The 19,399-nt window shown below is 38.3% G+C and carries 19 protein-coding genes and 1 riboswitch; of the genes, 8 read left to right on the forward strand and 11 right to left on the reverse strand.

All coding sequences use genetic code 11. The features are described from left to right. Window positions 1-49 precede the first annotated feature (49 nt). Both ACFYKT_RS15530 and ACFYKT_RS15535 read right to left on the reverse strand, forming a co-directional pair. Complete coding sequence (locus tag ACFYKT_RS15530; protein ID WP_389221462.1) at window positions 50-1,348, reverse strand: sensor histidine kinase; 1,299 nt, start codon at window positions 1,346-1,348, stop codon at window positions 50-52. Beyond that, window positions 1,341-2,027 carry a response regulator transcription factor gene (locus tag ACFYKT_RS15535; RefSeq protein ID WP_389221464.1) on the reverse strand — a complete coding sequence of 229 codons (687 nt, stop codon included), beginning with the start codon at window positions 2,025-2,027 and terminating at the stop codon, window positions 1,341-1,343. The genes ACFYKT_RS15530 and ACFYKT_RS15535 overlap by 8 nt, the downstream gene beginning before the upstream one ends. Window positions 2,028-2,260: 233 nt before the next feature. Here ACFYKT_RS15535 and ACFYKT_RS15540 point away from each other — a divergent pair, with 233 nt between their 5' ends. Next, entirely contained in the window at window positions 2,261-4,486 is a 2,226-nt protein-coding gene (locus ACFYKT_RS15540; RefSeq protein WP_389221466.1) for a carbohydrate-binding domain-containing protein, read from the forward strand. 224 nt (window positions 4,487-4,710) lie between these two features. Continuing rightward, window positions 4,711-5,445 carry a sulfite exporter TauE/SafE family protein gene (locus ACFYKT_RS15545; protein ID WP_389221468.1) on the forward strand — a complete coding sequence of 245 codons (735 nt, stop codon included), beginning with the start codon at window positions 4,711-4,713 and terminating at the stop codon, window positions 5,443-5,445. Window positions 5,446-5,554: 109 nt separating this feature from the next. On the opposite strand, the gene ACFYKT_RS15550 is transcribed toward ACFYKT_RS15545, so the two are convergent. The 3 genes from ACFYKT_RS15550 to ACFYKT_RS15560 all read right to left on the reverse strand — a co-directional run bounded on the left by ACFYKT_RS15550 (window position 5,555) and on the right by ACFYKT_RS15560 (window position 7,720). Next, the gene (locus tag ACFYKT_RS15550; RefSeq protein WP_389221470.1) at window positions 5,555-6,022 is read right to left on the reverse strand and encodes a hypothetical protein; all 468 of its coding nucleotides are present in this window, start codon (window positions 6,020-6,022) and stop codon (window positions 5,555-5,557) included. A 5-nt stretch (window positions 6,023-6,027) separates the two neighbouring features. Next, on the reverse strand, window positions 6,028-6,795 hold the full coding sequence (locus tag ACFYKT_RS15555) for a hypothetical protein (protein WP_389221472.1): 768 nt from the start codon (window positions 6,793-6,795) through the stop codon (window positions 6,028-6,030). Between the two features lie 82 nt (window positions 6,796-6,877). Next, the gene (locus ACFYKT_RS15560; protein ID WP_389221474.1) at window positions 6,878-7,720 is read right to left on the reverse strand and encodes a hypothetical protein; all 843 of its coding nucleotides are present in this window, start codon (window positions 7,718-7,720) and stop codon (window positions 6,878-6,880) included. Window positions 7,721-7,990: 270 nt separating this feature from the next. After that, window positions 7,991-8,173, forward strand: a riboswitch (Lysine riboswitch). A gap of 152 nt (window positions 8,174-8,325) precedes the next feature. Between ACFYKT_RS15560 and ACFYKT_RS15565 the strand changes: the two genes are divergently transcribed. The 3 genes from ACFYKT_RS15565 to ACFYKT_RS15575 are packed head-to-tail and all read left to right on the forward strand — an operon-like array spanning window position 8,326 to window position 10,762. After that, a complete protein-coding gene (locus ACFYKT_RS15565; RefSeq protein ID WP_389221476.1) occupies window positions 8,326-9,174 on the forward strand; it encodes a transporter substrate-binding domain-containing protein in 849 nt (282 codons plus the stop codon). A gap of 59 nt (window positions 9,175-9,233) precedes the next feature. Continuing rightward, window positions 9,234-9,998 carry an amino acid ABC transporter permease gene (locus tag ACFYKT_RS15570; RefSeq protein ID WP_389221478.1) on the forward strand — a complete coding sequence of 255 codons (765 nt, stop codon included), beginning with the start codon at window positions 9,234-9,236 and terminating at the stop codon, window positions 9,996-9,998. A 20-nt stretch (window positions 9,999-10,018) separates the two neighbouring features. Next, window positions 10,019-10,762 (forward strand): amino acid ABC transporter ATP-binding protein, encoded by a 744-nt coding sequence (locus ACFYKT_RS15575; protein WP_389221480.1) that lies wholly within the window; start codon window positions 10,019-10,021, stop codon window positions 10,760-10,762. 242 nt (window positions 10,763-11,004) lie between these two features. Here ACFYKT_RS15575 and ACFYKT_RS15580 read toward each other — a convergent pair whose 3' ends face one another. The 3 genes from ACFYKT_RS15580 to ACFYKT_RS15590 form a co-directional block, all read right to left on the reverse strand. Continuing rightward, complete coding sequence (locus tag ACFYKT_RS15580; protein WP_389221482.1) at window positions 11,005-12,012, reverse strand: FecCD family ABC transporter permease; 1,008 nt, start codon at window positions 12,010-12,012, stop codon at window positions 11,005-11,007. Beyond that, entirely contained in the window at window positions 12,009-13,016 is a 1,008-nt protein-coding gene (locus tag ACFYKT_RS15585; RefSeq protein ID WP_389221484.1) for a FecCD family ABC transporter permease, read from the reverse strand. Before ACFYKT_RS15585 ends, ACFYKT_RS15580 begins: the two co-directional genes overlap by 4 nt. 75 nt (window positions 13,017-13,091) lie before the next feature. After that, complete coding sequence (locus ACFYKT_RS15590; protein WP_389221486.1) at window positions 13,092-14,021, reverse strand: iron-hydroxamate ABC transporter substrate-binding protein; 930 nt, start codon at window positions 14,019-14,021, stop codon at window positions 13,092-13,094. 283 nt (window positions 14,022-14,304) lie between these two features. On the opposite strand from ACFYKT_RS15590, the gene ACFYKT_RS15595 reads away from it, so the two are divergent. The 3 genes from ACFYKT_RS15595 (at window position 14,305) to ACFYKT_RS15605 (ending at window position 16,749) form a co-directional block, all read left to right on the forward strand. Next, complete coding sequence (locus ACFYKT_RS15595; protein ID WP_389221488.1) at window positions 14,305-15,354, forward strand: NAD(P)/FAD-dependent oxidoreductase; 1,050 nt, start codon at window positions 14,305-14,307, stop codon at window positions 15,352-15,354. A gap of 136 nt (window positions 15,355-15,490) precedes the next feature. Next, entirely contained in the window at window positions 15,491-15,679 is a 189-nt protein-coding gene (locus ACFYKT_RS15600) for a hypothetical protein (RefSeq protein WP_389221490.1), read from the forward strand. A 251-nt stretch (window positions 15,680-15,930) separates the two neighbouring features. Continuing rightward, window positions 15,931-16,749, forward strand: a complete 819-nt coding sequence (locus tag ACFYKT_RS15605) for an aminoglycoside N(3)-acetyltransferase (RefSeq protein WP_389221651.1) — start codon at window positions 15,931-15,933, stop codon at window positions 16,747-16,749. Between the two features lie 50 nt (window positions 16,750-16,799). Here the strand turns inward: ACFYKT_RS15605 and ACFYKT_RS15610 are convergent, their stop codons facing one another. From ACFYKT_RS15610 to ACFYKT_RS15620, 3 genes are all read right to left on the reverse strand, one after another. Continuing rightward, a complete protein-coding gene (locus ACFYKT_RS15610) occupies window positions 16,800-17,453 on the reverse strand; it encodes a TetR/AcrR family transcriptional regulator (RefSeq protein WP_389221492.1) in 654 nt (217 codons plus the stop codon). A 78-nt stretch (window positions 17,454-17,531) separates the two neighbouring features. Beyond that, window positions 17,532-18,638 (reverse strand): ABC transporter permease, encoded by a 1,107-nt coding sequence (locus ACFYKT_RS15615; protein WP_389221494.1) that lies wholly within the window; start codon window positions 18,636-18,638, stop codon window positions 17,532-17,534. Next, on the reverse strand, window positions 18,635-19,357 hold the full coding sequence (locus ACFYKT_RS15620) for an ABC transporter ATP-binding protein (protein WP_389221496.1): 723 nt from the start codon (window positions 19,355-19,357) through the stop codon (window positions 18,635-18,637). The genes ACFYKT_RS15615 and ACFYKT_RS15620 overlap by 4 nt, the downstream gene beginning before the upstream one ends. Window positions 19,358-19,399: the final 42 nt, after the last annotated feature.

Raw genomic sequence — 19,399 nt, forward strand, 5'->3', positions numbered from 1 at the left:
ACCTTAAAGACCTTTAGAGAAAATAAAAAAGAAGATCACATGTGATCTCCTACTTTGGCAGCTTTACTTTAAAGGTTGTTCCTTGGTGTTTATTTTGAAATACAGCAATTGTTCCATTATGTTTGGTTACAATCCACTGCGCAATGGAGAGTCCTAGTCCCATTCCACCCGTTTCTCTTGATCGTGCCTTATCCTCTCTGTAAAAGCGATCAAAGATATATTTCATGTTTTCTTCCTTAATTCCAATCCCAGTATCGCTAACCTCGAAAACTACTTTATGATCCTCTACATACGTTTTTACTCCAATGCTATCATCATCACTCGTGTATTTTAAAGCATTATCAAGGAGAATGACGAGAAGCTGGTGGAGGCGTACTTCATCAGCTTCCATACTTACTTTACAGTTTAAATTGAGCCAAAAATGCTTATCTTGTGACTCCGCTATTTCCATATAAGGAGCGCAAACTCCTTGAATAAATTGATCAATATCTATTGTCTGTTTCGTTAGCTGTGTTTCAGCTGAGTCAGCGCGTGCTAAGGTTAGTAAATCAGAGGTGAGCTTCGATAATCGCCTTGTTTCTGATAGGCTGAGTGCAATATTCTCAAATTTATTGATAATTTTTTCTTGCGGCTCGGTTAGCAGCAGCTCTAATTTATTTTGAATAATTGTTAATGGCGTTCTGAGCTCATGCGAGGCATTTTCAACGAACTCAGCCTGCTTATTCCACGAATGAATGATAGGCATCATCATTTTTCTAGATAAAATATAGCTTGCCGAGATAGAAAGGATGACGAAGATAATCGAACAAATGATAATAAGCCGTTCAAAGTTATCTATAATTGTTTGTTCTGCCTCCGTATTAATCAGTAGCTGTGTATAAGTTATTTCACCTTTTGTATCGGTCGTTTCAAATAGAAGGTACCTAAAATGGTATTGGTTATGAATGGTAGTATTTGTAATCGTATCAATATTTGTTTTATCAAATGGATAATCCTGTATAAAACTTTCGTAAAAAGAAGTGCCAATCTCATTTTGATTGATAATTTCCCCCTCTTTATTCCATTTAAGTACAATGATACGAGGGTTCGGACGGTCTCTTTGTCGTTCCTCATAGGGAGGAAGACGATCCATTTTTTCATCTGGAAGTGGAGATTCGAATCCTCTTGAAGGATGTTCAATCATCATTTCTTTAAATGACTTTAGCTCCTCATCTGATTTCGAATACAGTGTTCTCTGCACCTGACCAATTATAATGACGCCAAAAATGGCAAAGATAACCGTAAAAGCAATGAGGTTAAAAGCCATAAATTTCAATTGCTGCTTACGAAAAATTGTTTTTTTAAACATTTCCTTCACCATTTTCAGATAGCATATAGCCAAGACCCCGGAAGGTTTTAATATATTGATCATAGCCGAACTTTTTTAAGTTTTTTCTTAATTTACTTGCGTATACTTCTACAACGGTTGTAGAGGTATCTGATTCGAATCCCCAAATTCGATCAAAGATTTGTTCTTTCGTTACGATCGAATTTTTATTGTTGATCAAGTACTCCAGCAAGTCGAATTGTTTTCCATTAAGATTCACCAGTTCCTCTCCAATCGAGGCCGTTTTATTTTTTAAGTTTAATTTTAACTCTTTAAAGGAAATCGCATTTTCTTCAAAATTCCCTCCTGCTCTTCTAATGATTGCCTCTAAACGCAGCATGAGCTCTTCGCGATGGAAGGGCTTTACGATATAGTCGTCCGCTCCTACTTTAAATCCTTGAATTTTATCATCAATCCCATCTTTGGCTGTCAGCATAATAACAGGGGTTGAAATATTTTTTTTCCTTAGCTGTTTTAAAACCTCATACCCATTTATGTTTGGTAACATAATATCCAGAATGATACAGTCAAAAATATTTTGTTCAGCAAGGAATAGACCCTCTTCTCCGTCAAAGGCCTGCTCTGTTTCATATATATCACCGATTGTTTCTCGTATTGTTTCTGAAAGGTATTGATCATCTTCAATAATTAATAACTTCATGATGTTCCCCTTTTCTCTTTCTATTATTGCTTAGATTATAGGACGAATTAGATTGAATGCAAAATGTTTTTTAATTTTTATTAAAAAGGCTCTATTAAACTAGCTGTTAATTTCCGTTCCAATCAACAAGTTGAAAAATCGCAGCCTAAAATTGTGTTTTAAGGTTGGATTAAGGTTTGTCCGTAATAATGTGTTCAAGAAGAATGAATTTTGATATGGAATAGGAGACGACTATGAAAAAGAGATATTTAATAGCAGCGGCAACGCTTTTATCTGCAAGCTTATTATCTGGGTGCAGTAATGATAGTGATACTGCAACAGAAAATGGCAGCAATAAAGAGATTACTGACACGATTACTAAGGCAGTGACTTATAACAAAGACGATGATTACATGGATTGGAAAAATGAAAATCCCACTTACATCGAATTAAATGGATCTGAGGCTGAGTTTGATCAATCTGCTGCCGTCCTCTTAAAGGATAGAACGCTTACGATAAAAACAGGTGGTGTCTATGTAATAAGCGGAAAGTGGGATGATGGCCAAATTGCGGTTGATTCCGAAGATAAAAATACAGTTCGGCTTGTATTGAATGGAGTGGAAATAAATAATACAGAAAATGCAGCAATTAATATCATTAATGCCGAAAAAACGATTATTTCTCTTCAAGAAGATACAGTAAATAATATTTCGGATGGAAAAGAATATCGTTTTGAAGATTCATTCTCAGATGAACCAAATGCAGCTATTTTTAGCAAGGATGACCTAACAATAAATGGTTCTGGTAAGTTAGTCGTTCATGCTAATTACAATAACGGCATTGCCAGTAAGGATGATTTAAAAATAACAGGCGGAACCATTCAAATCCATTCAGTGGATGATGGAATAATGGGCAGGGATTTAGTGGCCATTAAAGCTGGAGAGATCGCGATTGAAGCCGGTGGTGATGGGATTAAGTCAACGAATGACAAAGATACGTCAAAAGGAAACATCGCCCTAGAGGGAGGTACTTATGACATTGTAGCAGGTAGTGACGGAATACAGGCTGAAGCATCTTTATGGATTGCTGATGGTTCCTTCAAAATTGTCTCTGGAGGTGGGAGTCCAGAAACGATAAGTAATCGCGGAAGTTCTCCCGAACCATGGGGGGATAATGCAAATCCAGGGGCAGACCCGAATACACGCCCGAATGAAAATCCAAATCAAAATTCGAATGTAAAGACGAATCAGGCAACTACTGAAGAAACAGAAACAGAATCACAGAGTGCAAAAGGGCTGAAGGCTACTGCAGAATTAGCTATAGGTGGAGGAACGTTTACCATCGATTCATCTGATGATGCCGTCCACAGTAACAGCAATGTAACGATTGCAGGTGGTGAGCTAACAATTGCCTCGGGAGATGACGGAGTTCACGCAGATACCTCTCTCCAAATTAAAGGTGGAAAAATCAATGTGACCAAAAGCTATGAAGGGATAGAGAGTGAAAAAATAACTGTTTCAGACGGTGAAATTCATGTAGTTGCCAGTGATGATGGCATCAACGTTGGCGGAGGAAATGATGGCTCTGGATTCCGTACGCCATTTAGTCCTGTGAATGATGGACAAGCAAGTTCTGAAGCCGCAAATCCTGAAAACCAAATGGATGCTGAGGAAAATAGTACCCAATCAGATTCAGAAGAAAATATGCTAATTATCAATGGCGGTTATATTACAGTCGATGCAGAAGGAGACGGATTGGACGCCAATGGGTCGATTGCAATGACAGATGGGACAGTCATTGTAAATGGGCCAACATCCAATGGCAACGGCCCACTAGATTATGATGGAAGCTTTGACATGAGTGGGGGTTTTCTAATTGCTGCGGGAAGTTCTGGGATGGCACAAGCTGCATCAGAACAATCCACACAGAATTCTTTATTGATGACTTATCCTGAAACACAGAAAGCTGGTACGATCGTTCATCTTGAGGACAATGAGGGAAATACAATAACAACTTTTTCACCGAAAAAAGACTATCAATCTGTCTTTATCGGTTCCCCTGAATTAACAAAGGATACATCTTATATTTTATACTCTGGCGGTTCATCATCAGAGAGTGATTCAGATGGTCTTTATAAAACTGGAGACTATCAAGGAGGAACAAAAGTGGTAGAGTTTACGATATCTGAATCTGTCACATGGATAAATGAATCTGGTATCACAACAAGTAGAAGCACCGGTCCAGGAGGCCAGGGCGGGCCAGGAGGTCAAGGTGGTCCTGGTGAGAGCGGCCAAGGTCAACCTCAACCTGAAATGGGCGGAGGCCCTGGAGATATGTTTGGAGATTTAGATGAAGAAACAAGAGAAAAGGTTCAAGGCATTATGGAACAAGAAAGAGAGGGCACAATCACCCGGGAAGAGGCTCAGAAAAAATTAGCTGAACTTGGTGTAGAACTCCCTGGAAAAGGCGGAAGACCATAAGCAGGGCAGGCCCCTTGTCTCAATTGAATCAGCTGAGTCAAAGAACCTTTAAAAGTGTTCCGTAGTTACTTGATAAATGAAGATGATCTGAGAATACAGAAATAGGCAAAACAAATTGTTTTGCCTATTTCTATTCAATAAGTTTTACTTATCCATTTTTATAATAACTATCAAATTTATTTATACACCCTATGGATATATACTTTGAGTAAGGGGGTGTAAGTATGGAGTATGTGCTTATTTTCTTTATTGGTATATGTGCAACAACCATTGGCACACTTGCAGGTGGTGGGGGTCTAATCAGTCTGCCAGCCATGCTGCTTATGGGAATACCTGTCCACTCCGCAATCGGTGCCAATAAAGTGTCGAATACAGTTAGTTCCTTTTCGAGTTTTTTCCATCTATATAAGAAGGGTGATATTTCACTTAAAGAGTCGCTATGGATAATTCCAGTAAGTGTTGGTGGTGGAATAAGCGGCGGCTTTATTGCATCAAGAATATCAGAAGGAAATATGTATATCGTGGCAATCATTTTACTTGTATTTGCTTTTATTACTTCATTTATTGGAAAAAAGGATTTCACTGGAGATGCCCATTTGAAAATGAATAAAATAAGCATTCCAGGTCTTTATGGGATTGGGATTTACGATGGCCTTTTTGGCCCTGGCCAAGGGACATTGATGCTTTATTTATTTGGGTATTTAAATATTTCCTATATTCGAGCGGTTGGTTTTGTCCGTCTTGCTACCTTTTCAAGCTGCTTTGGCGCGGCGATTACTTATATTGCAACAGGTAAAATCATTTGGCCATTAACACTAGCGCTTCTCTTTGGCTCTGTAGCAGGTGCTCAAATTGGCGTACGTATAGCTAAAAGGCTAAAGCCGAAGTATGTAAAACCCATTTTGCGAATAGTCACCATCGCCTTAATTGTTCAGATAGTTGTGAATAATATACTTTAGGGACAGGGGGACTGGCCCACTGTTCCGATAATAGTACTAGGGTCAATATATGAAAAGGCTTCTAGCTAAAAGCAATGTTTTGTTCAAAGTTTGGAATTATTCATTCCCACTAGCTTTTAATTGAGTTCAGATGCGTTTTCCCGACTGTAATAGCTTGGTTTTCCCACATGATATCTTCTATGAACAATAGTTGATTTTTTGTGCATTGAATAATGACAGCAACCTCAGGTTGTCCTTTCATTTTTGTTAAGTGGAGCTTGTTTTTATTTGGAAAATAATACAGGGCATATCCAATGGCAAATCCAATAACTGCACCAAGGAGACCGCAAATAATTGGTCCTAAGTACAGTGTAAATCCAACACTGGCACCAATAACTGCACATCCTGTAGAACTTGCCATGCCAATTTCAAAAGCATTTGAGTGGATATTTCGTGTTCTTCCAGGAATCTGACTAGGTGCAGGCTTATCATCCATAAAAACGACAAGGATCTGATCCCTTGAAATAGAGCTATTCTCCAATACAGTTAATGCTTGCTCTAATTCAATTGATTGTTTAAAGGTTCCAATAATGATCATATGAATTACACCTGCTTATGGAAGATAAATAAATCATCATTCCTGTAACGATTTGTAAGATACTGACGTTGCGAGATACGATAAAGCTTATTGTGTTCAATCACTGTAGTATAAGCATGATAGATGGCTCCTCCCATAACAGAAGGCATAAATAATAACCAATGTGGCTGAAGAATCAAGCTTGATGCATGAAGATTTCCAAGGACTAATTGTAAAAGAGACTCATGAAGCCTTGAAAGGAATAGATAAATCCACCACCAAATCATCGTATAAAAGGATAATCCAAACCTGTGAGCATATAGCTGCCCTAATCCCGGAAAAAGGAAAGAGTAAATAGCACCAACGCTTGGTTTTTTCCTATCTAAGAATTGAACTTCAGAAGGGAAAATTCCGACATTTGGGATCTGAATATTTTTAAGGTAGGTTAGATCATATATTTTATTTTGGTAGGTAGCTAAACGGTAACTATCCCATATGGAAATCAGATAAATAATGAGATACCCGAAGGCCCATTTAGGTTGAACAACCGATTGTGCAAGTTCAAATTTCCCGCAAAAGGAATAAATCATTGCATCATTAATGTGTGCAAAGGTATTAATAAAAACCTCAGATAGTGTTAAAAAAGTTGCTCTTAAATAGTGGTTAAGAAAGAAATGCCCAAAGCCAGGAAAAACAGCAGACCACCAGGCAATCATAAGCGGGCTTTGCTTTTGAAGATATGTGATTCCAAATACACTCATTCTTGCAAGTGAAGGATTGTGTTGATTCATCATTATCGGAGCACCTCTTATGGAAGTTGCTTTACACTAGTTATATATATTCCATCATAATGTATTACAATTATTTACATTTTATTCATGAGAGTGTCATGGATAGTCTTTTATCAATGATGCCTGTTAGAAAAATAAGTAATAATGGCAAACCAATATAGTAGAATGGATCCCACCAAACAAGACTTTGAAGGATACCAAAAGACACTAAGAGCTGATTGACTGCATACATAAGTAAACCGGTTAAAGCATATTTTACCCACTTCTTTTTCCAGTTAATATTTATTATTAAACAGTAATAAAGAGAATCACATAAATAGAAAATAACTGAAAACGCAGTAGTATCGTGCTCCAGATTTGCAAACCATCCTGGACTGTATATTCGATTCGAGAAAAAAATAATTGGCAGCAGATGGGTACTGCAAGAAATGGCACCAATAATTAAATAGAGAATCAAGTTCTGCTTAAATCCTTTGGAAAGATTCAAAATCCATTGATAGAAAACCTTTGCAGTTGCAAAGTAGATTGGCAGACCAAAACCTGTATATCCTAACTTCCACCAATTATGCGAATAAATTTGAAGTTTTAGAAATAACCATTCAATACTGACAAAAACTCCTGCAAATACAATCATCCAGATCCAATTTAAACTAAAAGTGCTTATTAGAGTTGCGATTACAGGTAAAGCAAAGGCATTTGAAGTAAATGCGCCTAAGTTGTTGTCGTAATAGGGATGATCTTTGATGAAATTCGGATAATATTCATAGCTTCCTAAAAATGTAAAGATAACCGTTTCAATTATAAAGCCGAGACCAATCATTGCTAATAAAAGAAATAGGGTTTCTGTATTTCTTCTTTTAAAAAGAATAAAAATAAATATGATAATGCTTGAAATAATAAGTGCTAGAAACCAATATGAATTATGCACACTGATCACTCCGATAAATCGAGAATATATTTAATTTGCACCAATATTTGGATAGTATTCAGTTTATAAAAAAGAAATGACCCTAATCTATTAAGTATTAGAAAGATAGTAAACATAGTGACAAGGGATGGAGAGCGCTAAATACTATAAGGAGTGCAGGTGATATAACATATCTAACCTATTGGAAAAGACTACCGATTTTATCAAGTTGACAGAATAGGCTTTCTACTGTAACCTTGTTAATATAATTTAATAAGACCTCACTTTAACTGGTGAGGTAGAGGCGCGATATTTATTAGTCTTTAGTGGAGCATGAGAAGCTAGGATGCTAAGGAGAAGGAAATGTCGCCGAAGTTTGTAATATTCTCAGTATTACTTGCTGGGTCTGCAGTTAAGAACTGCAGGACTGTCTTGATAAACTTACCTGGTTTATTGAGTTGTGCTATCTCATTTAGGGAAAGAAGAGGATTCTAGGGGCATACTATACGTATAGCGACTTGAGTTCATCTCAGGTCGCTTTTTTGTTTTTAGTAAAAAGCCTAAAAGCTAGAAGTCAAGCATATACTAAAACTATTAAACTAAGAAAATAGGAGGAGAAAAGTAGCATGAGAAAAAAATTATCATTATTTTTAGTCCTAGCTATCTCAGCAATTATTATGTTAGCAGGATGTGGAACAAGCGATGAGTCAGAAGGAACAGGAGGATCAGCATCACCGAAAAAGGATACCTTTAAGGTAGGACTTGAAGCAGGGTATGCCCCATTTAACTGGACCCAAATGGATGATTCCAACGGTGGAGTGAAAATGGAAGGTAATGCAGAATATGCAGGCGGATATGATGTTGAAATAGCTAAAAAGCTTGCAGAAGGCCTTGGAAAAGAATTAGTGATTGTGAAAACCGAATGGGATGGACTTGTACCTGCCTTATTATCAGGCAAAATTGATGCAATCATCGCAGGGATGTCGCCAACAGCTGAACGTAAAGAGACAATTGATTTCACAGATAACTACTATAAATCCGATTTAGTCATGGTTGTTAAAAAAGGCGGGAAATACGAAGGAGCAACTTCTATCCAAGATTTCAGCGACGCGAAAATAACGGCTCAGCTAAATACATTCCATTATTCAGTGATTGACCAGATTAACGGTGTTAAAAAGCAAACAGCGATGGACAACTTCCCAGCAATGAGGGTAGCGCTTGAATCAGGTGTGATTGATGGGTACGTTTCAGAACGTCCAGAAGGTGTCAGTGCATCTGCTGCAAATGAAAACTTTGCTATGGTTGAGTTTACAGAAGGATTCGAGACATCTGAGGATGATACGGCAATCGCTGTGGGGATTGCAAAGGATAGCGAATTAACAGCAAAAATGAATGAAATATTGGCAGGTATTTCTGAGGAAGAACGCATCAGCATTATGGATGCTGCAATTAAAAATCAACCAGCAGCAGAATAATAATCTGGTGAAGCCGGCTGCATACTTGTAGTCGGCTTTAGTTTCTAAGGAGGAGAACAATGAGCTTAGAATGGATTATGAAAATAGTTGAAACCAATTGGCCGATGTTTTTGCGAGGAGCTGGTGTAACCCTCTTGATCGCTTTAACCGGGACAATTATAGGAGCCATCATTGGTTTATTAGCCGGCGTTATCCGTACGATTCCAATGCCTGAACGCGGTGCAAAGAAAAGCTTCCTGAAAATCATTAATATTATTCTTTCAATATATATAGAGTTTTTCCGTGGTACACCAATGATTGTGCAAGCGATGGTTATTTATTATGGTTCGGCAGCAGCATTTGGGTGGCAAATGAACCCGATCATAGCGGGAATTGTGATTGTATCGATTAATACAGGAGCATATATGGCAGAGATTGTGCGAGGAGGCATTATTTCTGTTGATCAAGGACAATATGAAGCAGCTCAGGCGATTGGGATGAATCATATTCAAACAATGAATCATGTTGTATTGCCGCAAGTTATTCGAAATATCTTACCAGCAACAGGCAATCATTTTATTATTAATATAAAAGATACAGCTGTATTAAGTGTTATTTCAATTGCGGAGTTATTCTTCCAAACCAAAACAGTTGCAGGGAACAACTTTAGATATTTTGAAGCATTCTTTATTGTAAGTATTATTTATTTTGTATTGACCTACACGGTCACTCTCATCCTTCGTGCATTTGAAAGAAAGCTGGATGGGCCAGATAGCTATACAGTTGTTGGCAATCCAATGCAGGCAGAAGCGGTAGAGGATCGTACGTATAGTGCAGATAAGTAAAAGCGAAGGAGGAGAATCATATGGAAACTGTTATTGATATTCAACGTTTAAGCAAATCCTTTGGAAGTCATGAAGTGTTAAAAGACATTCATTTCTCAGTCAACAAAGGAGAGGTGGTCTGTATCATCGGTTCCTCAGGATCAGGGAAATCTACTCTTCTTCGCTGTGTGAATCTATTAGAAAAACCGAGCGGCGGCAATATTATTTTCAATGGCGAAAATATTCTTGATGACAAGCATGATATTCATGCCTATCGGAGAAAACTCGGAATGGTATTCCAGCAATTTAACTTATTCAATAACCATAATGTGCTAGGTAATTGTGTAGTTGGACAAGTAAAGATTTTAAAGCGTTCCAAGCAAGAAGCAGAAAAGGTAGCAATGAAATACTTGAAAGTAGTTGGAATGGACAGGTACGTCAATGCAAAGCCAAGACAACTATCAGGTGGTCAAAAGCAGCGTGTTGCTATTGCAAGAGCCCTTTCTATGGAACCAGATGTGATGTTATTTGATGAACCAACGTCAGCCCTCGACCCAGAGATGGTAGGAGAGGTTCTTAAAGTCATGAAGGAGCTTGCTGACTCAGGTCTTACCATGCTAATCGTTACTCATGAAATGGAGTTTGCCAAGGAAGTATCTGATCGAGTCGTATTTATGGATAAAGGTGTTATTGCAGAAGAAGGAAGCCCGGAGCAGATATTCAATCATCCAACTGGGGAGCGCACAAAGGAATTTCTGAAACGTACGTTGAAACAAGTTAATTAGAAAGAAAAGGCTAGGACCCATTGGAAGACGACAATGGATCCTAGCCTTTTCTTATAAGATAAGAGAGTTTAACTTTTGAGTTAGAGAATTGTCTAGCTCCAGCGCCTATCGCCTATCAAACTTCAGGTCTCCTCCGCAACGATTGCGTCAACATCGGTTCGCTACCGCAAACCGTGTTTCCTTTATCGAAAGGAAGAGCCCTTCCAGTTTGTACGGCGATGATCAAGGCGCTTGCGCTTTTCTTATTTTTTCAACAATAAATACATAAAATAGGGAGCACCGATTAATGCAACCATGATCCCTGCTGAAATCCCGTCTGGCTCAACTATATTACGTCCAACCGTATCGGCAAATAACAGCAGCCATCCGCCGATCAGAACGGCAATAGGGATAAACAATTGATTTCTTGGCCCAACTAATGCTTTGGCTATATGTGGAGCCATCAGGCCAATAAATGTAATACCGCCTGTAACAGAAACGGCTGAGGCTGCTAAAGCAACAGCTGTTAGAAGCAAAACAATGCGCTCCTTCTCAATGGACACACCGACACCAATGGCTACAGGCTCATTTAGACTAAGGAGATTTAAACGGTTTGCCTTATATAAGGTAAAGGGAATGAGTATCACTAACCATGGAAGAAGGGCTAGAATAAAAGGCCAGTCAGTTCCCCAAATATTCCCCGCTAACCATTTCGCAATGAAATCCACTTTTTCCCGTTCGGCGGAAGAAATAAGGACAATCATCGCTCCGGCAAGTGCCATTGAAAATCCAACCCCAATTAAAACTAATTGGACAGGCTGGAGACCGACTTTTCTGTTATACGAAAAGGCATATATTAAGCATGCAGTAATTAAAGCGCCAATAAATGCAACAACAGGAAGCAGATAAACAAAGGAACCGGCTTCAATCGGTAGGAATAAGAAGAAAATAGCAATTGCTACCCCTGCCCCTGAATTAATTCCAATGATTCCTGGATCAGCTAAGTCATTCCGTGTAATCCCTTGCAAAATGGCTCCTGATAAAGCAAGTGCCATTCCAGCTAACAAGGTAATGATTATTCGAGGCAATCGAATAGAGAATAAGATAAACTCCTCTTTAAATGTACCCTGACCAAATAAAATTGGCATTAAGCGGTTATAGGAAATGGATGAGTAGCCAAGCCCCATGCCAACAAATATCGTAAGTAAAATAAGTGCAAGTAATACAACTAATAGAATTCGTTGTTTTTTAAGTAATCCTGGCTGTATCATGAGAATGCTTTTCCTCCTTTCCGTATGATGAACAGGAAGAAAGGTAAACCAATTATAGCAATAATAGCAATAATTGGTGTTTCATAAGGTGAATTAATGGTACGGCCAAGTGTATCGGCTAACAGCATAAATGTCGCCCCTATAAGCGCTGACATAGGTATAATAAGCCGGTAATCCGATCCAACCATTGCACGAACAATATGAGGAACCATTAAACCAATGAAGACCATATTCCCGACAAGTGCAACAGCAGCACCGGCAAGTAGAATAATAACAATAAATAGAACAATCTTTACTTGTGCTGTCTTTTGGCCAAGACCAACTGCAACTTCTTCATTTAGACTAAGAATAGTCAGCTGTCTTGAGAAGAAGAGCGAAACAATAATTCCTACCAAAATAAATGGAACAATAATCTGGAGCTGTCCCCATGAGGTTCCAATTAAACCGCCGGCAGTCCACATCGATACATTCTTTGATACTTTAAAGTAGATCCCGATGCCTTCCGCAATTGCATAAAGAAAGGCAGATACAGCTGCGCCTGCTAACACAATGCGAAGAGGAGAGAAGCCCCCTTTTTTCATTGCACCAATTCCAAAAACCATAACAGCCCCAACCGCGGCTCCAATAAAACAGGCAATCATGATGCCAAAGTAATTGGTTGCAGGGATGAAGGCAATCGAAATGGCTAGTGCCGCATTTGCCCCAGCAGTTAATCCCAGCAATCCAGGATCAGCAAGCGGATTTCTTGTAATCCCTTGCATAATTGCCCCAGAAACCGCTAGTGCAGCCCCGACAAATACGGCTGCAATTTCACGAGGCAACCGGATTTCACGAATAATGGAAATTTTTTCACCTGTCGCATTGGAGGTTAGCGCTAACCATACATCTTTCACAGCAATATCTGCTGCCCCAAAAACACAGGCGATAACAAACATTCCGATAAATACAAGGATTCCAGCAGAAATCTTAAATATAAATGGGATCGAAGGTTGTGTTTCTTTCATTATAGAGTCCTCATCTTTTCATTTCGTAGAATACGGGAAAAGGAATTCTTTAGAAAAAGAATTCCCCATAAAGATTTAGTTACCTAAAAATGATTCCTTAAAGAAAGTAAGCTGCTTTTCAAGTGTAACTGGGTCAGTAAAGGATGCTCCATTTCCTTCCATTTCAAATACATGATTGTTTTTAACAGCAGGAATATTTTTGTATGTTTCGGTTCCCTGGAATGAGCTATCAGCATCTGCATATTTACTAAAGACAATGTAGTCCCCTGCATATTCTGGCAGTACTTCTGCTGATAATGTGTAGTACCCTTCTTTCAAAGCCATTTCCTTTACCTTTTCAGGCATTTTTAGCTTCATTGATTGGTATAATATTTCTGTGCCACGTGCCCAATTATCACCAAATACGTAAAGCTGCTTATCATAGCCTTCGATAACAGTTACTGTTGCGTCTTCACCAATTTTTGCGCGAATCTCTTCTCCAGCTGCTTCTGCACGGACTTTGAAGTCATCGATCCATGCTTGAGCTTCTTTCTCTTTGTTCAAAAGCTTGCCGATTTCTAAATGCTGTGTTAGATAATCTACTTTTCCCCATGTATAGGTTACAGTAGGAGCAATTTCGCTTAGCTTATCGATGTTTTTGCTAGTAGAACCAGCAATAATTAAATCGGGCTCTAATTCAATGATTTTTTCTAAGCTTTCATCTGATACTTCCTCAACATCTTTTAATTCATCTGCAAATGTTGGGTTATTCTTGGACCAAACATCTACCCCAACAATATTTGCGCCTAAATCAATTACGTTTCCTGTATAACCAGAAAGCAAGATGACCCGTTGTGGATCGGCAGGAACTTCGATTGGCCCATTTTCTGATTGATAAGTAATGGTATCTGATTTGCCTTGATCTGATGGGACCTCTTTCTCTTCTTCTTTAACAGTTGGTTCGTTGCTGCAAGCACTGATAATAAGTACAAGTAATAGCACGAATGGCATGAATAACTTTTTCATAGTTGCTCTTCTCCTCTTAATAAATGTTTTTTTAGATAGCTCTGTTAAAAGGGTGTGTTGATTTCCACTCTAATCAACGGGGTGCCAAAATCAACAATTAGCATTAACACTACCTATAAGATAGTATATTGATAATGATTTTCAATATCGTTTACAAAAAAACTATAAATCTATTGAGAACCTTTGTCAATAGTATTGCGAAAATAACAAAAAGGAGATATAGTTGAATCATAATCACAATGATAATGATAATCAGTTACAATAGATGGTAGGAGTGAATGAAATGGGACAGCAGGAGTTATTTGATGTGACGATAATTGGCGGGGGTCCAGCAGGTCTTTATTCTGCTTTCTACAGCGGACTTAGGGAAATGAAAACAAAGCTTATCGAGTTTCAGCCGCAATTAGGCGGAAAGATTCATGTATATCCGGAGAAAATGATTTGGGATGTAGGGGGAATAACACCGACGCCAGGAGCAAAGCTGATTGACCAGCTTGTAGAACAGGGGTTAACGTTTAGCCCAACGGTTGAATTAAGTGAAAAGATTGAATCCATTACACGAAATGATGAAGGTATTTTTGTCTTAAATGGTTCCTCCGGAAAACAGCATTTTTCTAAAACTGTTATCGTTGCGGTCGGCAGTGGAATATTAAAACCACAAAAATTGAAAATTGAAGGTGCAGAACGATTTGAAGTCTCAAATTTAAATTACACTGTGAAGTCTCTAAAGCGCTTTAAAGATAGAACGGTAATCATTTCAGGCGGAGGAAACTCGGCTATTGATTGGGCAAATGAGTTAGAGCCGATTGCAAAAAAGGTCTACTTAACTTATCGAAAAGATGCTTTAAACGGTCATGAAGCACAGGTATCGCAGCTTATGACTAGTTCGGTTGATTGTTTTTTCCATACAGAAATTACAAAACTAATTGCTGATTCAAATCATGAAGTCATTGAACGTGTTGAGCTAACAAATGCTGAAACAGGCGAGGTTTTGTATTTGCCAATTGATGATGTCATCATTAATCATGGCTTTGAGCGAGATTCAGCGCTGCTTCAGAATAGTGAATTAAATATTGATTTAAAGGATGAGTATTATATTTCTGGAAATGCTACAAGCGAATCCTCCGTTCCAGGACTCTATGCAGCAGGCGATATTCTAACGTTCGATGGGAAAGTAAATTTAATTGCGGGTGCATTCCAGGATGCAGTAAATGCCGTAAACAAAGCGAAACAATATATCCAGCCCGATGCAAATAATTTCGGAATGGTTTCTTCACATAATGAAGTCTTTAAAAAGCGGAATCGAGAATTAGTGAAGCAGTTAGTTAAGTAATAGGGTGTATGCTGCGAATCAACCGAGTAAACGTGTACTCGGTTTTTTTGTGCTTTCAGAAGTTTTTCCTCCTCGAATAAAGTATCTGCATTAGGGAAATCTACTTATGTACTTTGACTAAAAGGAGAGATTCAAGATGAATAAACGACAAAATGAACAGCAGGAACATGAAAAGGTGATTGCAGCTCAAAACCAAGCAGGACAATTTAATAAAACAGATACCGAGTTTTCTTTAGATGAAGATGTGCAAGCCGCGGCAGCTAAAAGTATTCAGAACCAAGCGAAAAATCAACAGCCAACCTACCAGCCGAATAAACCTATTTAAGACAATTGCCACTTAAAAAATCTGACACTCCACTAGTGTCAGATTTTTTTTGTTGGGTTTGGCGAATATAATTTGTTTTTGTCCAATATATCGAGGCGGACGGCGAATATATCATTTTTTTGTCCAATAAAGGCCAAGGAACGGCAAATATATTGGTGAGGATGATACAATTAGACATATATTGCAAGTGATCTAAAGGGAGAAGAATCATGAAACGAATTTTTCTAAACGAGATGCTAAGGGGGATGGGAATGAGAGAAGAGGATGTAATTAAACAACTGAAGTCACCACATACAAGATTGAGTCTATACAAAGATTTCAAAAATCTTGGGGTAGAAAAAGGGATGGTTGTTATTATTCATTCCTCATTAAGTGCTTTTGGCTGGGTTTGTGGAGGAGCAATTGCTGTTGTTCAAGCACTAATGGATACAGTTGGTTCTGAAGGAACTATTGTGATGCCAACACAGACAGCAGATATATCTGATCCATCTGAATGGCAAATGCCTCCTGTACCAAAAGATTGGTGGCCAATCATCCGTGATCATATGCCAGCCTACGATCCGCAAATAACTCCTACTAGGGGAATGGGGAAAATTGTTGAGGTCTTTAGAACCTTTCCGGGGGTAAAAAGGAGTTCACACCCGATGTATTCCTTTGCGGCATGGGGGAAAGAGGCTGATTATATCTTATCTGAGCAGCCATTAGAAGAAGGGTTTGGTTCAAAGTCCCCGTTAGCCAAAATTTACGAATTAGATGGACATATCTTATTATTAGGTGCAGGGCATGACAGCAATACTTCATTGCATTTTGCAGAGCATGCTATTCCAAATAGGGAGAAAGTAAAGAAGGGCACAGCAATAATGGAAAACGATAAGCGTGTTTGGAAAACATATGAGGAAATTGTGTATGATTCTGATTCCTTTGAAGAATTAGGAAAGGAATTTGAAAAGGTCTACACTGTTAAATGTACAGCAATTGGATCAGCAACATGTAAGCTAATGAAGCAGAGACCGATTATTGACTTTGCACGAGAGTGGCTGCCAAATCAGGTTAAACCATCAGATATGTAGGATAACAGCAAAAGGTCCAATTCAAGAATGAATGGGACCTTTTGCTGTTTTTAGTTACTCTCTTTTCTTGCTAATCCATGCATAATAAATTGAACGGTACGCTCTGTTTCGAGTTCATCATCCCAATGGCTATCAGGGAAGAGAACATAGCGGGTAAATAAATAGCCGAGTATATTAGTGATGGCCAACCTTGCCAAACTTTCGGGCGGCATTTCGATCAATTGCCCTTTTTCTTGGTAGCTCTCGATGATTCCTGATACACGGTCAAATATTTTCTTCGCAATTTGTTCAAGAAATTGTTCGCGTAATTCCGGTTGGAAGGGGATTTCTTGAAGCATAATTTTAACAACTGGAAGAAGTTTGATCAATACAGCTCTTCGGTTTTCAATAGTAGCTCTTAGAAAATCCTCGACCCGATCATATTCGCGATCCAGAACCTTATTAAAATCATTTACAACAAACGGACCAATCATCTTTGCCATGAGTGGGGCAACAATAGACATTAATAACTCTTTTTTTGTTTTGTAGTGCCGGAATATGGTTCCTTCAGCTACCCCTGCCTTTTTGGCGATCTCATTAGTCGATGTAGCAGCATAGCCTTTTTCAGAAAAGGATTCAATGGCGGCAACAATGATTTTCTTTTGCTTGTCGGTTAATTTTTCTTCATCAAATAGTTGATGGATCAGCACTTCTTCTTCAGACATGATTAACTCCTTTATCACCATTCTTCATGCTTTTATTTTAAATCATTTTTTAGAGAAAGGGAAAAAGGAATAGACTGGTTAGATTTTTCGATATTTCTTTAGGGCAACTATATTTAAAACAATGAAGACAAGAACAAATCCTAGTAGGACAAACAAATCATTTTGAATATCACTTAGTCCTAATCCTTTATACATAACATCGACTAATGCATTCCCTCCATAATACATGGGCATACATTTGGCAACAATCTGCAGCCAGTTGGCCATTCCATCAACAGGAAGAATCCCTGCAAAAAAGATTTGTGGAATAATGGCAATAGGTATGAACTGCATCATTTGGAATTCCGAATTGGCAAAAGCAGATAATAGTATTCCTAATGACAAGGCAACAAGTGCTAGGATTAAATTAATTAAAATAACATTCCACAAAGAGCCAACAAGCATAATGTCTAATACTTTTGTCGAATAAAAAACAACAACAAGCGTTTGAATGATGGCAAATAAGCCATATCCAAGCACATATCCAAAGACAATATCTCTCCTTTGGATTGGTGTTGCCATTAAGCGATCAAGTGTACCAGTTGTCCGTTCACGCAATAAAGCAATACCAGAAATGAGAAAGACAAAGAAGAAAACAAAGAAACCAACTAATATAGGGCTTAACTGATCAAAGAAATCCGTATCTTTACTGCCATAAATATAAGAAGTATCTACTTCAGGAGCTTTAATGGTTTCTATTTTTATTGAATCCCCTGGAAGCTTGCTTTGAATGGTTTGTATAAATAGAGCCATTGTATTTGCCTGTTTCTTTGCATTGACTGCTGCAAGGGATTGCTGGACTTTCATTTGTAAGGCTTTTGTTACAGAAGGCTGTGCATTTGTAAGCGTTAAATACATGTCGTCATCTTTCAATTGAAGAAAGGCATCTAGTTTATCGTCGATCATTCGTTTCTTAGGGTTTAGCTGTTGTTCATATGGAATGACGATTATATCCTTGTCTGTTAATTGCTCTATAAGTGTCTCATCAATATTATTGACGCCGATCCTCTGGGGAACCGTCTCACTAGACAGCAAATAATGGAGGAGGGTTAGAATAATTAATGGAGCTACCATCATCAAAGCAAGTGTTCGTTTATCACGCAGCATTTGGTGACAGATCCGTTTGACTAATGCTAGTATTTTCATTGCTTATTTCCCCCAGCTTTCAAAAAGACTTCCTCTAAACTTGTAATCGCAAATTGCTTCTTCAGCTCAGCAGGAGAGCCACTAGTGATGATTTCTCCGTCCCTTACCATAGCAAGACGGTCACATCTTTCTGCTTCATCCATTACATGGGTAGTCACTACAATTGTTTTCCCTGTCGTTTTCAAACGCTGTATCTCAGCCCAAATGGATTGTCTTAATGCAGGATCAATTCCAACAGTCGGTTCATCTAATATGAGAACTTGTGGATCTTGAATTAAGGCGACTGCAAGGGAGAGACGCCGTTTCATTCCACCTGAATAGTCTTGAACTTTTTTCTTCAAATGGGTTGTGAGATTTACTAATTCTGATGCGTAAGCAATTCGCTTTTTTTTGACATCCTTTTTTAACTCAAATAGGGAAGCAAAAAAGGCAAGGTTTTCTTCTCCTGTTAAATCAGGATATAGTGCATCTGCCTGAGCCATATAACCAATATTTTGCAGTAATTTCAAGTTGGGTACAGGTGTGTCTAATACTTGTACATGACCTTGTGAAGGGCGATCCATCCCTACAATGATTTTTACCAATGTTGTTTTCCCTGAACCAGAAGGTCCAATTAGACCATAAATTTGTCCAGGCTCCATAGTTAAATTAATGTTGTTTAAAACCTCTTTTTTGCCAAAGCTTTTGCTTACATCTTTAATGACGATTGTTGAACCCATCTGTAAACCTCCTCAAACATCAAAATGAGTGATTACTCACTT

It is taken from the genome of Cytobacillus mangrovibacter (assembly GCF_042865275.1).
In the GTDB taxonomy this organism is placed as follows: domain Bacteria; phylum Bacillota; class Bacilli; order Bacillales; family Cytobacillaceae; genus Cytobacillus; species Cytobacillus mangrovibacter.

Coding starts and splice junctions, on each gene's coding strand:
- ACFYKT_RS15620 (WP_389221496.1), bottom strand. CDS start 19,357: ATGGGTTCAACAATCGTCATTAAAGATGTAAGCAAAAGCTTTGGCAAA.
- ACFYKT_RS15540 (WP_389221466.1), top strand. CDS start 2,261: ATGAAAAAGAGATATTTAATAGCAGCGGCAACGCTTTTATCTGCAAGC.
- ACFYKT_RS15570 (WP_389221478.1), top strand. CDS start 9,234: ATGAGCTTAGAATGGATTATGAAAATAGTTGAAACCAATTGGCCGATG.
- ACFYKT_RS15600 (WP_389221490.1), top strand. CDS start 15,491: ATGAATAAACGACAAAATGAACAGCAGGAACATGAAAAGGTGATTGCA.
- ACFYKT_RS15565 (WP_389221476.1), top strand. CDS start 8,326: ATGAGAAAAAAATTATCATTATTTTTAGTCCTAGCTATCTCAGCAATT.
- ACFYKT_RS15615 (WP_389221494.1), bottom strand. CDS start 18,638: ATGAAAATACTAGCATTAGTCAAACGGATCTGTCACCAAATGCTGCGT.
- ACFYKT_RS15610 (WP_389221492.1), bottom strand. CDS start 17,453: ATGTCTGAAGAAGAAGTGCTGATCCATCAACTATTTGATGAAGAAAAA.
- ACFYKT_RS15575 (WP_389221480.1), top strand. CDS start 10,019: ATGGAAACTGTTATTGATATTCAACGTTTAAGCAAATCCTTTGGAAGT.
- ACFYKT_RS15535 (WP_389221464.1), bottom strand. CDS start 2,027: ATGAAGTTATTAATTATTGAAGATGATCAATACCTTTCAGAAACAATA.
- ACFYKT_RS15530 (WP_389221462.1), bottom strand. CDS start 1,348: ATGTTTAAAAAAACAATTTTTCGTAAGCAGCAATTGAAATTTATGGCT.
- ACFYKT_RS15595 (WP_389221488.1), top strand. CDS start 14,305: ATGGGACAGCAGGAGTTATTTGATGTGACGATAATTGGCGGGGGTCCA.
- ACFYKT_RS15550 (WP_389221470.1), bottom strand. CDS start 6,022: ATGATCATTATTGGAACCTTTAAACAATCAATTGAATTAGAGCAAGCA.
- ACFYKT_RS15585 (WP_389221484.1), bottom strand. CDS start 13,016: ATGAAAGAAACACAACCTTCGATCCCATTTATATTTAAGATTTCTGCT.
- ACFYKT_RS15580 (WP_389221482.1), bottom strand. CDS start 12,012: ATGATACAGCCAGGATTACTTAAAAAACAACGAATTCTATTAGTTGTA.
- ACFYKT_RS15545 (WP_389221468.1), top strand. CDS start 4,711: ATGGAGTATGTGCTTATTTTCTTTATTGGTATATGTGCAACAACCATT.
- ACFYKT_RS15555 (WP_389221472.1), bottom strand. CDS start 6,795: ATGATGAATCAACACAATCCTTCACTTGCAAGAATGAGTGTATTTGGA.
- ACFYKT_RS15590 (WP_389221486.1), bottom strand. CDS start 14,021: ATGAAAAAGTTATTCATGCCATTCGTGCTATTACTTGTACTTATTATC.
- ACFYKT_RS15605 (WP_389221651.1), top strand. CDS start 15,931: ATGAGAGAAGAGGATGTAATTAAACAACTGAAGTCACCACATACAAGA.